This window comes from Streptomyces sp. NBC_00250 (assembly GCF_036192275.1).
GTDB lineage: Bacteria > Actinomycetota > Actinomycetes > Streptomycetales > Streptomycetaceae > Streptomyces.
This window is the reverse complement of record NZ_CP108088.1, coordinates 1,860,937-1,876,022: the sequence shown is the minus strand read 5'-3', so window position 1 is coordinate 1,876,022 and position 15,086 is coordinate 1,860,937. Positions and strand designations below refer to the sequence as shown.

At 72.2% G+C, this 15,086-nt stretch carries 11 protein-coding genes; all 11 read left to right on the top strand.

All coding sequences use genetic code 11. The annotated features are described in order from the left end of the window. Nucleotides 1–94: 94 nt before the first annotated feature. The 11 genes from OG259_RS08435 (at nt 95) to OG259_RS08385 (ending at nt 14,857) form a co-directional block, all read left to right on the top strand. Nucleotides 95–1,363 carry a Gfo/Idh/MocA family protein gene (locus tag OG259_RS08435; protein ID WP_328941683.1) on the top strand — a complete coding sequence of 423 codons (1,269 nt, stop codon included), beginning with the start codon at nt 95–97 and terminating at the stop codon, nt 1,361–1,363. A gap of 13 nt (nt 1,364–1,376) precedes the next feature. Continuing rightward, nucleotides 1,377–2,381 (top strand): sugar phosphate isomerase/epimerase family protein, encoded by a 1,005-nt coding sequence (locus tag OG259_RS08430; RefSeq protein WP_328941682.1) that lies wholly within the window; start codon nt 1,377–1,379, stop codon nt 2,379–2,381. Between the two features lie 272 nt (nt 2,382–2,653). Next, complete coding sequence (locus OG259_RS08425; protein WP_328941681.1) at nt 2,654–6,349, top strand: ThuA domain-containing protein; 3,696 nt, start codon at nt 2,654–2,656, stop codon at nt 6,347–6,349. A gap of 99 nt (nt 6,350–6,448) precedes the next feature. After that, the gene (locus tag OG259_RS08420; protein ID WP_443051933.1) at nt 6,449–7,615 is read left to right on the top strand and encodes an inositol-3-phosphate synthase; all 1,167 of its coding nucleotides are present in this window, start codon (nt 6,449–6,451) and stop codon (nt 7,613–7,615) included. Next, nucleotides 7,612–8,646, top strand: a complete 1,035-nt coding sequence (locus tag OG259_RS08415) for an SCO3242 family prenyltransferase (protein ID WP_328941679.1) — start codon at nt 7,612–7,614, stop codon at nt 8,644–8,646. The genes OG259_RS08420 and OG259_RS08415 overlap by 4 nt, the downstream gene beginning before the upstream one ends. Then, nucleotides 8,643–9,656: a sugar phosphate isomerase/epimerase family protein gene (locus OG259_RS08410; protein WP_328941678.1), complete on the top strand. Its 1,014-nt coding sequence runs from the start codon at nt 8,643–8,645 to the stop codon at nt 9,654–9,656. The genes OG259_RS08415 and OG259_RS08410 overlap by 4 nt, the downstream gene beginning before the upstream one ends. After that, a complete protein-coding gene (locus OG259_RS08405; protein WP_328941677.1) occupies nt 9,650–10,216 on the top strand; it encodes an EboA domain-containing protein in 567 nt (188 codons plus the stop codon). The genes OG259_RS08410 and OG259_RS08405 overlap by 7 nt, the downstream gene beginning before the upstream one ends. Further along, nucleotides 10,216–11,064 carry a TatD family hydrolase gene (locus OG259_RS08400; RefSeq protein WP_328941676.1) on the top strand — a complete coding sequence of 283 codons (849 nt, stop codon included), beginning with the start codon at nt 10,216–10,218 and terminating at the stop codon, nt 11,062–11,064. Before OG259_RS08405 ends, OG259_RS08400 begins: the two co-directional genes overlap by 1 nt. 9 nt (nt 11,065–11,073) lie before the next feature. Next, nucleotides 11,074–12,327 (top strand): metabolite traffic protein EboE, encoded by a 1,254-nt coding sequence (gene eboE / locus OG259_RS08395; RefSeq protein ID WP_328941675.1) that lies wholly within the window; start codon nt 11,074–11,076, stop codon nt 12,325–12,327. Beyond that, the gene (locus OG259_RS08390) at nt 12,324–13,799 is read left to right on the top strand and encodes a nucleotide pyrophosphatase/phosphodiesterase family protein (RefSeq protein WP_328941674.1); all 1,476 of its coding nucleotides are present in this window, start codon (nt 12,324–12,326) and stop codon (nt 13,797–13,799) included. Before eboE ends, OG259_RS08390 begins: the two co-directional genes overlap by 4 nt. Further along, nucleotides 13,796–14,857, top strand: coding sequence for a sugar phosphate isomerase/epimerase family protein (locus OG259_RS08385; protein WP_328941673.1), 1,062 nt, complete (start codon nt 13,796–13,798; stop codon nt 14,855–14,857). Before OG259_RS08390 ends, OG259_RS08385 begins: the two co-directional genes overlap by 4 nt. Nucleotides 14,858–15,086: the final 229 nt, after the last annotated feature.

The window sequence follows — 15,086 nt, the reverse complement described above, 5'->3', positions numbered from 1 at the left end:
GCCCGAACCCGGGCGGTCCGACCGGACCGGCCCCCGGCGGCCCGACCGCCCCCGGGGAGCAGCACCTCGCCGCACCATGAAACGGAGGAACCGTATGGAACAGACGGAGAGCGGGGCCGCACCGCCGACGCTCGGCATCGGCATGGTCGGCTACGCGTTCATGGGAGCCGCCCACTCCCAGGGCTGGCGCACCGCCGGCCGCGTCTTCGACCTGCCGCTGCGACCCGTCCTCGCCGCCGTCGCGGGCCGTGACGCAGCCGCCGTCCGGGCCGCCGCCCGACGGCACGGCTGGGCCGCCGCCGAAACCGACTGGCGCGCCCTGATCGCCCGCGACGACGTCCAGCTCGTCGATGTCTGCACCCCCGGCGACAGCCATGCGGAGATCGCCGTCGCCGCCCTGGAGGCCGGCAAACACGTGCTGTGCGAGAAGCCGCTCGCCAACTCGGTCGCCGAGGCCGAGACGATGGCCGCGGCCGCCGAGGCGGCCGCGGCCCGCGGACAGATCGCCATGGTCGGCTTCAACTACCGCCGGGTGCCCGCCCTTTCCTACGCACGGCAGCTCGTCGCGGACGGGCGGCTCGGCACCCTGCGGCACGTCCGCGTCACCTACCTCCAGGACTGGCTCGTCGACCCCGCGTTCCCGCTGACCTGGCGCCTGGAACGCGAACACGCCGGCTCCGGCGCCCTCGGAGACCTGGGCGCGCACGCCGTCGACCTCGCCCAGTACCTCGCGGGGGAGCCGCTCGTCGGAGTGTCGGCGCTCACCGAGACCTTCGTACGGAAGCGTCCCCTGCTCACCGGCACCGGCACCGGCGCCGGCGGACTCGGCGGGGGAGCGGGATCGGAGGCGTACGGACAGGTCACGGTCGACGACGCGGCCGTGTTCACCGGGCGGCTCGCCTCCGGCGCACTCGCCTCCTTCGAGGCCACCCGGATGGCCGCGGGCCGCAAGAACGCGCTCCGACTGGAGATCAACGGGGAGCGCGGCTCGCTCGCCTTCGACCTTGAGCGGCTCAACGAACTGTCCTTCCACGACCACACCGAACCGGCCGTCTCGGCGGGCTTCCGCCGCATCCTCGTGACCGAGCCCGACCACCCGTACCTGGAGGGCTGGTGGCCGCCCGGTCACGCGCTCGGCTACGAGCACACCTTCGCCCACCAGGCCCGCGACCTGGTCCAGGCCGTCGCGAGCGGCATCGCTCCGGCACCCTCCTTCGCCGACGGCCTCCAGGTCCAGCGGGTCCTGGCCGCCGTGGAGGAGAGCGCCCGCGGCAACGCCGTCTACACCCCGGTGGCGACCCCGGTCCCCACCGCCGTCACCGCTCCCGTCCCTTCTCCCTCTCCTTCCCGCGTACCGAGCTAGGAGGCGCCCGACCGTGCCACGACCCTTCACGCTCTTCACCGGCCAGTGGGCCGACCTGCCCCTGGAGGAGGTCTGTCGGCTCGCCCGCGACTTCGGCTACGACGGCCTCGAACTCGCCTGCTGGGGCGACCACTTCGAGGTGGACAAGGCCCTCGCCGACCCGGCGTACGTCAAGGGCAGACGCGAACTGCTCGACGCGTACGGCCTGAAGTGCTGGGCGATCTCCAACCACCTGGTGGGGCAGGCCGTCTGCGACCATCCCATCGACGAGCGCCACCAGGCGATCGTGCCCGCCCGGATCTGGGGCGACGGCGACGCCGAAGGGGTGCGTCAGCGTGCCGCCCGCGAACTCGCGGACACCGCACGGGCCGCGGCGGCACTCGGCGTCGACACCGTCGTCGGCTTCACCGGCTCGTCGATCTGGCATTTGGTGGCGATGTTCCCGCCGGTCCCCGAGCGCATGGTCGAGCGCGGCTTCGAGGACTTCGCCGAACGCTGGAACCCGATCCTCGACGTCTTCGACGCCGAAGGCGTGCGCTTCGCCCACGAGGTGCACCCCAGCGAGATCGCCTACGACTACTGGACCACCCAGCGGGCCCTGGACGCCGTCGACCGTCGTCCCGCCTTCGGGCTCAACTTCGACCCCAGCCACTTCGTGTGGCAGGACCTCGACCCCGTCGGCTTCCTGTGGGACTTCCGCGACCGGATCTACCACGTGGACTGCAAGGAGGCCCGCAAACGGCTCGACGGCCGCAACGGGCGGCTCGGCTCCCATCTGCCCTGGGGCGACCCGCGGCGCGGCTGGGACTTCGTCTCCGCCGGACACGGCGACGTGCCCTGGGAGGACGTCTTCCGGATGCTCCGGTCCATCGGCTACGCCGGGCCCGTCTCGGTGGAGTGGGAGGACGCCGGCATGGACCGGCTGACCGGCGCCCCCGAGGCGCTGTCCTTCCTCAAGCGGTACGACTTCGACCCCCCGGCAGCCTCCTTCGACGCCGCCTTCGGGAGCGCCGACTGAGGTGAACGCGCAGGTCCGCGCCCGGCCGCGGTGACGCCGCCGGGCCGGTCCGCGCTGCCCGCGAGAGCCTTTGTCCTCTCGATGGGAAAAGTTCGACCGCACTGGTGCGCAAGGGCTTTCCGCGGTGGACGAACCCGACTACGGTCCCTGATGTGTACATGACGTAACTGCGTGACGTGACCGCATGACGTAACCGCATGACGCGACCAGCGTGACGGCGCACGCCGGTCCCCGGACAACCCGCACACCCGGCCCGACTCCGGAGGACACCCGTGCACAGACAACGACTCCGAGCCAGGAAGTCGCTCGCCCTGCTCACCATCGGACTGCTCGCCCTCGGCGCACCCCAGAGCCTCGCCGCCGAACCGGAAACCCCCGCCGCAACCGCCGCCGCAACCGCCGCCGCCGAAGAGTTCCAGCAGATCACCCTCGCCAAGGGCGGCGAAGAAGTCGGCGAACCCATGTCCCTCGCCGTACTCCCGGACCGCAGCGTCCTCCACACCTCCCGCAACGGCGAACTCCGCCGCACCGACGCCGCCGGCAACACCACCGTCATCGGCACCGTCCCCGTCTACTCCCACGACGAGGAAGGCCTCCAAGGCGTCGGCCTCGACCCGAACTTCGCCCAGAACAAGGCCATCTACCTCTACTACGCCCCACCCCTCGACACCCCCGCAGGCGACGCCCCCGAGAGCGGCACCGCCGCCGACTTCGCGAAGTACGACGGCGTCAACCGCCTCTCCCGCTTCACCCTGAAAGCCGACGGCACCCTCGACAACGCCAGCGAGAAGAAGGTCATCGACATCCCCGCCACCCGCGGCATCTGCTGCCACGTCGGCGGAGACATCGACTTCGACGCCCAGGGCAACCTCTACCTGTCGACCGGCGACGACTCCAACCCCTTCGCCTCCGACGGCTACACCCCCATCGACGAACGCCCCGACCGCAACCCCGCCTTCGACGCCCGCCGCACCTCCGGCAACACCAACGACCTCCGCGGCAAGATCCTCCGCATCAAGGTCGCCGACGACGGCACCTACACCGTCCCCGAAGGCAACCTCTTCGCCCCCGGCACCGCCAAGACCCGGCCCGAGATCTACGCCATGGGCTTCCGCAACCCCTTCCGCTTCAGCGTCGACAAGACCACCGGCATCCTCTACGTCGGCGACTACGGCCCCGACGCCGGCGCCGCCGACCCGAAGCGCGGCCCCGCCGGACAGGTCGAATTCGCCCGCGTCACCAAGCCCGGAAACTTCGGCTGGCCCTTCTGCACCGGCGACAACGACCCCTACGTCGACTACGACTTCGCCACCAAGACCTCCGGCGCCACCTACGACTGCGGAGCCCTCAAGAACGACTCCCCGCACAACACCGGACTCGTCGACCTCCCGCCCGCCGAACCCGCCTGGATCCCCTACAACGGAGGCTCCGTACCCGAGTTCGGCACCGGCTCCGAATCACCCATGGGCGGCCCCGTCTACCGCTACGACCCCGCCAACACCTCCCCGGTGAAGTTCCCCGAGGCGTACGACGGCGACTTCTTCGCCGGCGAATTCGGCCGCCGCTGGATCAAGCGCATCGACCAGGACACCAACGGCACCGTCGCCTCCATCAGCGACGTCCCCTGGACCGGCACCCAGATCATGGACATGGCCTTCGGCCCCGACGGAGCCCTCTACGTCCTCGACTACGGCACCGCCTGGTTCGGCGGCGACCACAACTCCGGCCTCTACCGCATCGAGAACGCCACCGGCGGACGCTCCCCGGTCGCCGAGGCCAGCGTGAACAAGACCTCCGGCACCGCCCCGCTGAAGGTCGCCCTCTCCTCCGCCGGCACCACCGACGGCGACGGTGACGCCCTCACCTACACCTGGGACTTCGGCGACGGCGGAACGTCCACGGCCGCCAACCCCACCTACACGTACCGCAAGAACGGCACCTACACGGCGACCGTGACCGCGAAGGACGCGAGCGGCCGCACCGGCTCCGCCTCCGTCCACATCGTCGTCGGCAACACCGCACCCAAGGTCACCCTCGAACTCCCCGCAGAAGGAGCCCTCTTCTCCTTCGGCGACGACATCCCCTTCAAGGTCCAGGTCACCGACCCCGAAGACGGCACCATCGACTGCGCCAAGGTCAAGGTCACCTACGTCCTCGGCCACGACAGCCACGGCCACCCCGTCACCACCGCCAACGGCTGCACCGGAACCATCAAGACCTCCGCCGACGGCGGACACGACGACGACGCCAACATCTTCGCCGTCTTCAACGCCGAATACACCGACGGCGGAGCCGGCGGCCAGGCCGCCCTCACCGGCAACGACCAGGCCAAACTCCAGCCCCGCCACCGCCAGGCCGAACACTTCGACGCCCAGAACGGCGTCAACCTCTTCGACAAGACCCAGGCCAACGGCGGACGCACCGTCGGCGACATCGACAACGGCGACTGGATCTCCTTCAAGCCCTACAACGTCACCGGAGCCACCAAACTCACCGCCCGCATCTCCTCCGGCGGCAACGGCGGCTTCCTCGAAGTCCGCACCGGCTCACCCACCGGCCCCCTCCACGGCTCCGCACCCGTCCCCGTCACCGGCGGCTGGGAGACCTTCCAGGACATCGACGTACCCCTGCGGAACCTGCCCCGCAAGACCACCGAACTCTTCCTCGTCTTCAAGGGCGGCACCGGCGCCCTCTACGACCTCGACGACTTCACGTTCTCCAGCGCCCCGGTGAACCGCAACGCCAAGCGCGTCCTGGTCTTCTCCAAGACCGCCGGCTTCCGCCACGACTCCATCGGCACCGGCATCACCGCCCTCAAGGAACTCGGCGCCACCAGCGACATCGTCATCGACAGCACCGAAGAACCCCGCCAGTTCACCACCAACAACCTCGCCCGCTACGACGCCGTCGTCTTCCTCTCCACCACCGGCGACGTCCTCGACACCGACCAACAGAAGGCCTTCGAGAACTACGTCTCCACCGGCGGCGGCTACATGGGCATCCACGCCGCGGCCGACACCGAATACGACTGGAGCTTCTACGGCGGACTCGTCGGCGCCTACTTCCAGTCCCACCCCCAGATCCAGCCCGCCACCGTCCGCGCCGAAGACCACAACCACCCCGCCACCGCCCACCTCGACGGGCCCTGGCAGCGCACCGACGAGTGGTACAACTACCGCACCAACCCCCGCGACCAGGCCCGCGTCCTCGCCACCCTCGACGAGACCACCTACCAGGGCGGCACCATGAAGGGCGACCACCCCATCGCCTGGTGCCAGACCTACGGCGGCGGCCGCTCCTTCTACACCGGAGGCGGCCACACCAAGGAGTCGTACACCGAACCCGCCTTCCGCCAACACCTGCTGGGCGGCCTCCGCTACGCCACCGGCCAGGTCAAGGCCGACTGCCGACCCCAGACCGGCTACCGCGACCTCTTCAACGGCGAGACCCACGAAGGCTGGAAGCAGGCCGGACCCGGCGGCTTCGACATCACCGACCGCGAACTCCACTCCACCGGCGGCATGGGCATGCTCTGGTACCAGGCCAAGGAACTCCGCTCCTACTCCCTCACCCTCGACTGGAAACTCACCGGAGACTCCAACTCCGGCATCTTCGTCGGCTTCCCCGCCTCCGACGACCCCTGGTCCGCCGTGAACAACGGCTACGAGATCCAGATCGACGCCACCGACGCCGCCGACCGCACCACCGGCGCCGTCTACGGCTTCAAGTCCGCCAACCTCAAGGCCCGCGACCAGGCCCTCCGCCCGCCCGGCCAGTGGAACACCTACGAAATCCGCGTCCAGGGCGAACGCCTCCAGGTCTTCCTCAACGGCCTCAAGATCAACGACTTCACCAACACCGACCCCGCCCGCAGCCTCACCAGCGGCCACATCGGCATCCAGAACCACGGAGCCGCCGACCAGGCCGCCTTCCGCGACATCCGCCTCAAGGAACTCCCCACCTCCTGACGGAAGTCCCCCAGCCGACGGTGGGCGGGGCGGCGCCGTACCCCCCGCCCACCGTCACCACCCCCCGAAGCCCCAACCCCTCGATCCCCCATTCCCCGGATGAGCAGGGAGGCCGACGCCATGACCCCCGCACCCCGCACCGGAATCTGGCTCATCGGAGCGAGAGGCTCCGTCGCCACCACCACCGTGGCCGGCTGCGCCGCCCTCGTCGCCGGACTCCACCCACCCACCGGCATGGCCACCGAAACCCCCGAACTCGCCGACGCCGGCCTGCCCCCACTCGCCGACCTCGTCTTCGGCGGCCACGACACCACCGACTGCCCGCTCCCCAAACGAGCCGAACAACTCACCACCGCCGGAGTCCTCCCGTACGGCCTCAACCACGCCGTCACCCGCGAACTCGAAGCCGCCGACCACGAGATCCGCCCCGGCGGACCCACCCCCGGCGACACCCGCACCGACGAACAACTCGTCACCGCCTTCACCCACGACCTGACGGACTTCCGGGCACGCATTGGCCTGGACCGCGTCGTGGTCGTCAATGTGGCCTCCACGGAGCCGGCGTCGGGGGGCGTCGGGCTCCCACCCAGCACCCTGTACGCCGCCGCCGCACTCCGCGCAGGCTGCCCGTACGTCAACTTCACCCCGTCCACGGGCCTGCGCCACCCCGCCCTCGCCGCCCCGCTCGCCGCGAGCGGACTGCCGCACGCCGGCCGCGACGGCAAGACCGGCCAGACCCTCCTCCGCGCCGTCCTCGCCCCGATGTTCCGCCAGCGCGCCCTGACCGTACGCGCCTGGTCCGGCAGCAACCTCCTCGGCGGCGGCGACGGAGCCGCCCTCGCCGACCCGGCAGCCGCCGCCGCCAAGAACGCCGGCAAGGAACGCGTCCTCACCGACACCCTCGGCACCGGCGTCGAAGGCCAGGTCCACATCGACGACGTCCCCGCGATGGGGGAGTGGAAGACCGCCTGGGACCACATCGCCTTCGACGGCTTCCTCGGCACCCGCATGATCCTCCAGACCCTCTGGCAGGGCTGCGACTCGGCCCTCGCCGCCCCCCTCGTCCTCGACCTGGCGCGCCTCACCGCCGCCGCCCACGAGAGGGGACTCACGGGCCCCCTGGAAGACCTCGCCTTCTACTTCAAGGACCCGGAAGGCACCCCACCGGCCTCCCTCGCGGACCAGTACGAGCGCCTGCTGGCCTTCGGCCGCACGCTGGGGGAGCGTCCGGGCACGAGGGACACGGGTACGGAGACCCCCCGATGACCCGGCGGCGTACCGGCCGGGCACAGGCCTGGGCGGAACTCCTCCGCGTATCGGCGCTGCTCTCGGTACCCGGCGACGCCCTCGCCGGCGCCGCGGCGACCGGCACCCGCCCCGGCCGGGGCACCCTCTGCGCGATCGGCGCCTCACTCTGCCTGTACGAGGCGGGCATGGCCCTCAACGACTGGGCCGACCGGACCGAGGACGCCGCCGAACGCCCCCACCGCCCGCTGCCCTCCGGCCGCATCACGCCGACAGCCGCCCTCACGGCCTCGGTGGCCCTGACAACGACGGGCCTGGCACTGGCCTCCCGCGCGGGGCGCCCGTCCCTCGCGGTCGCCACCGCACTCGCCACCACGGTCTGGGCCTACGACCTCGGCCTCAAACACACACCGGCCGGCCCCGCCACCATGGCCACGACCCGAGCCCTGGACCTCCTCCTGGGAGCCACGGCCTCGACGAGCGGAAGCGGCACACCCCACCCCCGCGCCGTCCACGCCCTCCCCTCCGCCGCCCTGCTCGGGGCTCACACCTACGCCGTCACCGCCGTCTCCCGCCACGAGACCCAGGGCGGCTCCACCCGCACCCCGCTCGCCGCCCTCGCCGTGACCCTGGCAGTGGCCGGGGCAGTGGCAGGGGCAGTGACCGGGGCGGCAGGGGCAGTGACCGGGGCGGCCTCGGGCGGCGAGACCGGCCGCCGGCCGGCCGCCACCGCCGCTTCCTCCGTCTCCCTCTCGGGGGCCCCCGCCCCCCGCCCCCACCCCACCCTCCCCACCCGCCTGCCCCTCCCCTCCCGTGGTCTGGGCACCCTCCTCGCCCTGGCCTACGCCCGTACCCCCGCCACCCTCCTCCTCCACGCCGCGCTCAACCCGTCCGCGGCGCTCACCGAGCGGGCCGTCGGTGGCGGGATCCGGGCCACGATCCCGCTCCAGGCCGCGCTCGCCGCCCGCGCCGGGGCACCGGGAACGGCGCTCGCGCTGCTCGGTCTCGTCCCGGCCGCGCGCGCCCTCGCCCGGAAGGTGAGCCCCACATGAGCACCCCGCGCCCCGCCGCCCGCCGTCCAGCCGCTTCCGGCCCCAGGCCCTCCGCGCGGCGCACCGACCACCCCACACCTCACCCCACATCCGACCTCGCGGCCCACCCCACACCCGACCTCGCGGCCCACCCCTCGGCCGGTCCCTCTGCCCGCCCCCGGCTGGGCTACGGCACCAACGGCCTCACCGATCTACGGCTCGACGAGGCACTCGGGCTCCTCGCCGATCTCGGCTATGACGGCGTCGGGCTGACGCTCGACCACATGCACCTCGACCCCCTCGCCCCCGGCCTGGCCGCCCGCACCGCCCAGGTCGCCCGGCGCCTCGGCGATCTGGGGCTCGGCGTGACCGTCGAGACCGGTGCCCGCTACGTCCTCGATCCGCGCCGCAAGCACGGCCCGTCCCTGCTCGACCCGGACCCCGAGGACCGCGCCGCCCGCGTCCGGCTGCTGCTGAGGGCCGTGCGGGTAGCGGCCGACCTCGGCGCCCACGCCGTGCACTGCTTCAGCGGTGTCCTCCCCGCCGACACCCCGCCCGACGAGGCCTGGAAGCGCCTCACCTCCTCGCTCGCTCCTGTCCTGGAGGCCGCGGAAGCCGCCCGCGTCCCCCTCGCCGTCGAACCCGAACCAGGCCACCTCCTCGCCACCCTCGCCGACTTCCACCAGCTGCGCGGACTCCTCGGCGACCCCGCACCCGCCGTACTCGGCCTCACCCTCGACATCGGCCACTGCCAGTGCCTCGAACCCCTCCCTCCCGCCGACTGCCTACGCGCCGCCGCGCCCTGGGTGCACCACATCCAGATCGAGGACATGCGGCGCGGCGTCCACGAACACCTGCCGTTCGGCGACGGTGAGATCGACTTCCCGCCGGTACTCGCCGCCCTCGGCGAACTCACCGCCGCCGGCTACCCCGGGCTGACCGTCGTCGAACTGCCCCGGCACTCCCACGCCGGCCCCGAACTAGCCCGCACCTCCCTCTCCTTCCTGCGCCGGGAGACCCCGCCATGCTGACCGGCACCGCCACCGCCACCATCCGCGCCTGGCTGGACTCCGCCCTCGCCGAGGCCTCCGCCCGGACCTCCGGGTGGGAGGAGCGGTTCGTCACCGCCGGCCGGCACTGCGGGCACGAGCACGCGGACGAGGCCCGCACCCTTCTCCTCCGGGCGGCAGAGGCCGACCCCGACACCCTCACCCGCCTCTACCACCACGGCGCCACCGCCGAGCGCCGCGCCGTCCTCCTGGCCCTCCCCGCCCTCGTCACCGGTCCCGAGGCCCTTCCCCTCGTCGAGGACGCCCTCCGCACCCACGACACCACCCTCCTCGCCGCCGCCCTCGGCCCCTACGCCGCCACCCACCTCACCCCCCACACCTGGCGTCACGCCCTCCTCAAATGTCTCTTCACCGGCGTCCCCGTCACCGTCGTCGCCGGACTCGCCGAGCGCGCCGCCGGCGACACCGAACTCGCCCGGATGCTGACCGACCACGCCGCCGAGCGCACCGCCGCCGGCCGCGACGTCCCCGCCGACCTGCCCCGCGTCCTCGCCCTCACCGCCCCCGCCGAGGAGTCCTGATGCGCATCTTCGACCCGCACATCCACATGACCTCGCGCACCACGGACGACTACCGGGCGATGTACGACGCCGGTGTCCGCGCCCTCGTCGAACCGTCGTTCTGGCTCGGCCAGCCCCGCACCTCGCCCGCCTCCTTCCTCGACTACTTCGACTCCCTCCTCGGCTGGGAGCCCTTCCGCGCCGCCCAGCACGGCATCGCCCACCACTGCGCCCTCGCCCTGAACCCGAAGGAGGCCAACGACCCCCGCTGCGTCCCCGTCCTCGACGCCCTGCCCCGGTATCTCGCCAAGGACGGAGTCGTCGCCGTCGGCGAGATCGGCTACGACTCCCTGACGCCCGCCGAGGACACGGCGCTCGCCGCCCAGCTCCAGCTCGCCGCCGACCACGGCCTGCCGGCGCTCGTCCACACCCCGCACCGCGACAAGCTCACCGGCCTGCGCCGCACCGTGGACGTCGTGCGCGAGTCCGCGCTCGCCCCGGACCACGTGCTCCTCGACCACCTCAACGAGACGACCGTCAAGGAGGCCGCCGACAGTGGCGCCTGGCTCGGCTTCTCCGTCTATCCGGACACCAAGATGGACGAGGACCGGACGGTCGCGATCCTCAAGGAGTACGGAACCGAACGCGTCCTCGTGAACTCGGCCGCGGACTGGGGCCGCAGCGACCCCCTCAAGACCCGCTCGGTCGCCGAGGCCATGCTCACCGCCGGCTTCACGGACGACGACGTCGACCAGGTCCTCTGGCGCAACCCCGTCGCCTTCTACGGGCTCAGCGGACGACTCCACCTCGACCTCCCCACCCCGCCGGACCTGCACGAGGGCAACTCCGTCCTTCGCGGCGGGGAATGAGGCACCCCCATGCGCTTCCGGCACCCCGACGGCTCCACCGTCCACCTCGCCTACTGCACCAACGTGCACCCGGCCGAGACCCTCGACGGCGTCCTCGCCCAGCTCCGCGACCATTGCGAGCCGGTCCGCCGCCGCCTCGGCCGCGACCGCCTCGGCATCGGACTCTGGCTCGCCCGGGACGCCGCCCGTTCCCTGACCACCGACCCGGCCTCGCTCCGAGCCCTGCGCGCCGAACTGGACCGCCGCGGCCTCGAAGTGGTCACCCTCAACGGCTTCCCGTACGAAGGCTTCGGCGCCGACGAGGTCAAGTACCGCGTCTACCAGCCCGACTGGACCCGCCCCGAGCGCCTCGCGCACACCACCGACCTCGCCCGTCTCCTTGCCGCGCTGCTTCCCGAGGACGTCACCGAAGGGTCCGTCTCCACCCTGCCCCTCGCCTGGCGCACCGCCTTCGACGCCGAGGGCGCCGCCACCGCCCGTACCGCTCTCACGACGCTCTCCGCCCGGCTCGACGCGCTGGAGGAACTCACCGGGAGAAGCATCCGGATCGGCCTCGAACCGGAGCCCGGCTGCGTCGTCGAGACCGTCGCCGTCGCCGTCACCGCACTCACCGCACTCGCCGCCGTGCCGAGCCCTCGTCCTGGCCGCAGCCCGAGCCCGAGCCCGAGCCCGGAACCGAGCCCCGGTCCGATCCCCCGCATCGGCGTCTGCCTCGACACCTGCCATCTCGCGACCTCCTTCGAGGACCCGCGCACCGCCCTGGACTCCCTCGCCGCCGCGGGCATCCCGGTACCCAAGGCCCAGCTCTCGGCCGCGCTCCACGCCGAGCACCCGCACCTCCCCGAGGTCAGGGCGGCGCTCACCGCGTTCGCCGAGCCCCGCTTCCTCCATCAGACCCGCACCCGAACCGCCGCCGGCCTCCGCGGCACCGACGACCTCCCGGAGGCCCTCGGCACCGCCGCCCGCACGGCCCCCGGCCTTCCCGACGCCACACCCTGGCGCGCCCATTTCCACGTCCCCCTGCACGCTCCGCCCGCCCCTCCGCTCAGCTCCACGCTCCCCGTACTCCGGGACGCCCTCGCCCTCCTCGTCGGCGGCCCGCACCCGCGCACCCACCACCTGGAGGTCGAGACGTACACCTGGCAGGCCCTTCCGCCCGAGAGCCGACCCCGCACCCGGGCCCGGCTCGCCGACGGCATCGCCGCCGAACTGACCCTGGCCCGCGAGCTGCTGACCGACCTCGGCCTCAAGGAACTGCCATGAACGACACCGCACCCGCTTCCCCACCCGCACCCACCCCCCTCCTGGTCCTCGACGTCGTCGGTCTCACCCCACGGCTGCTGCCCCACATGCCCCACCTGGCCGCCCTCGCCCGCAGCGGCTCCCAGGCCCCGCTCTCCACCGTCCTGCCCGCCGTCACCTGCACCGCCCAGACCACCTTCCTCACCGGCACCCTCCCGACCGAGCACGGCATCGTCGGCAACGGCTGGTACTTCCGGGACCTCGGCGACGTCCTGCTGTGGCGCCAGCACAACGGCCTCGTCTCCGGCGACCGTCTCTGGGACGCCGCCCGCCGCAGCCATCCCGGCTACACCGTCGCCAACATCTGCTGGTGGTACGCCATGGGCGCCGACACCGACATCACCGTCACCCCACGCCCCGTCTACTACGCCGACGGACGCAAGGAACCCGACTGCTACACCCGGCCACCCGCCCTGCACGACGAACTCACCGAGAAGTTCGGCACGTTCCCCCTCTTCCACTTCTGGGGACCCGGCGCCGACCTCGTCTCCAGCCGCTGGATCGTCGACGCCACCCGTCACATCCTCCGCACCCGCCGTCCCGACCTCGCCCTCTGCTACGTCCCGCACCTCGACTACGACCTGCAGCGCTACGGCCCCGACGACCCGCGCTCCTTCCGCGCCGCCGCAGCGCTCGACACCGTCCTCGCCCCGCTCCTGGCCGAAGCCCGGGCCGAGGGCCGTACGGTCGTCGTCCTCTCCGAGTACGGGATCACCCGGGTCGAGCGTCCCGTCGACATCAACCGCGCCCTGCGCCGCGCCGGCCTCCTCGAGGTCCACACCCAGGACGGCATGGAGTACCTCGACCCCATGACCTCCAGGGCGTTCGCCGTCGCCGACCACCAGATCGCCCATGTCTACGTCCGGCGGCCCACGGACCTGCCGGCCGTCCGGGCAGCCCTCGCGGACCTTCCCGGTCTGGAGCGGCTCCTCGACGACGAGGGAAAGAAGGAACACGGCCTGGACCATCCGCGCTCGGGGGAGCTGGTCGCCCTCGCCGAGCCCGACGCCTGGTTCACGTACTACTACTGGCTCGACGACGCCCGCGCCCCCGACTTCGCGCGGCTCGTCGAGATCCATCGCAAGCCCGGCTACGACCCCGCCGAACTCCTCATGGACCCCCTCGATCCCTACGTGCGGATCAAGGCAGCCAGGGAGATCGCCCGCAAGAAGCTCGGTATGCGGTACCGGCTGGCGGTCGTCCCCCTCGACCCCTCACCTCTTCGCGGCAGCCATGGCCGCCTTCCCACGAGCGATGACGAAGGTCCGCTCATCCTGTGCTCCACCCCCCGCGCCCTGGACGGCCGCGTCGCGGCCACCGATGTGAAGAACCTGCTGCTCAGGCTGGCCGGAGTCGCCCGAGACGCCTCTCCGAATCCAGCTGAATCCAGTGAAGCAGGCCCCTCCGACAGCCAAGGAGTTATCCACAGATGAGTCGCACCCGCCGTTCCGAAGCCGCCAACGACCCCGAGCTCGTCCACAGGCTCAGCAGGCGGAACATGCTGGGCGTCGCCGCCGGCGCGACCGCCGCCGCCCTCCTCGGTGCCGCGGCCGCCGCGGCCGCCGCGGCCGAGAACGACAGTGAGCGCCACGGCCAGGGCCATGGCCGCCCCGTCCTGCCGCCCGGCCGCCTCGGAATCCAGCTCTACTCGCTCCGCGACAAGGTCGCGACCCTCGGCTTCGCCGCCGTCTTCGCCGAACTGCAGAAGTACGGCTACGACGAGGTCGAGTACGCCGGCTACAGCCAGGGCTCCGCCGGTCCCATCAGCCTCGCCCAGCTCAAGCGCCTCACCCGCGACCACGGTCTGCGTCCCATAGGCAGCCACGTCGGCTACTACGCCGACGACCCCACCGCCTACACCTTCGCCCAGAACCTCGACCGTGTCCTCGACGACGCGGCCGCCCTGGGCCTGCCCCACATCGGCACCGCCTCCGGGCCCTGGCGCTACGGCTCCACGGTCGACGGCTGGAAGCGCTGTGCCGAGGAGTTCAACAGGTTCGGCGCCGCGGCGAGGAAGCGCGGCATGAAGTTCTACCAGCACAACCACTCGGAGGAGTTCTCCTTCGCCAGTGACCGCCCCGACGTACGCCTCTACGACGTCCTTCTCGCCGAGACCGACCCCGACCTGGTGCACCTGGAGATGGACATCTTCTGGGCGTACGTCGGCCAGTACCGCTACTCCACCCGCCCGGACGGCACCCCCGCCCCCTTCGACCCGCTCGACTACGTCCTCGCCCAGCCCCACCGCTATCCGCTGTTCCACGTCAAGGACGGCGACCGCGACGACACCGCCGTCCCCTACGGCTACCGGATGACCGACGTCGGGGACGGCGACATCGACTACCGGCGCTTCATCTCGGCGGTGAACCGCACCCACCACGGCAGGAACGCCCACCACTGGCAGACCGAGCGCGACAACCCCGTCGACTCGCTGAGCTTCGCCCGCAGGTCCAGCGCCCACCTCCACTCCCTGCGCGAGAAGGGCCGCTGACCCACCGGACGGCCTCGGACCCCCTCGACCAGGGGGTTCGAGGCCGCCGCGCAGCCCACTGCCGCACTCTGCGTGCGCGAGCGGACGCGATCCGTACGCGCACCCGGGGGAATCCCGACTTGATCAAGGACTGCAAGGCGGCTTCACCCCACTGACCACGGAAAACGCTGGTGAAAGGCACCTGGAACCCCTGGTAGAGTTACATCTGTCGCCGCGAGGGAAACCCCGA

Coding starts and splice junctions, on each gene's coding strand:
- eboE (WP_328941675.1), top strand. CDS start 11,074: ATGCGCTTCCGGCACCCCGACGGCTCCACCGTCCACCTCGCCTACTGC.
- OG259_RS08405 (WP_328941677.1), top strand. CDS start 9,650: ATGCTGACCGGCACCGCCACCGCCACCATCCGCGCCTGGCTGGACTCC.
- OG259_RS08415 (WP_328941679.1), top strand. CDS start 7,612: ATGACCCGGCGGCGTACCGGCCGGGCACAGGCCTGGGCGGAACTCCTC.
- OG259_RS08390 (WP_328941674.1), top strand. CDS start 12,324: ATGAACGACACCGCACCCGCTTCCCCACCCGCACCCACCCCCCTCCTG.
- OG259_RS08410 (WP_328941678.1), top strand. CDS start 8,643: ATGAGCACCCCGCGCCCCGCCGCCCGCCGTCCAGCCGCTTCCGGCCCC.
- OG259_RS08400 (WP_328941676.1), top strand. CDS start 10,216: ATGCGCATCTTCGACCCGCACATCCACATGACCTCGCGCACCACGGAC.
- OG259_RS08385 (WP_328941673.1), top strand. CDS start 13,796: ATGAGTCGCACCCGCCGTTCCGAAGCCGCCAACGACCCCGAGCTCGTC.
- OG259_RS08420 (WP_443051933.1), top strand. CDS start 6,449: ATGAGCAGGGAGGCCGACGCCATGACCCCCGCACCCCGCACCGGAATC.
- OG259_RS08435 (WP_328941683.1), top strand. CDS start 95: ATGGAACAGACGGAGAGCGGGGCCGCACCGCCGACGCTCGGCATCGGC.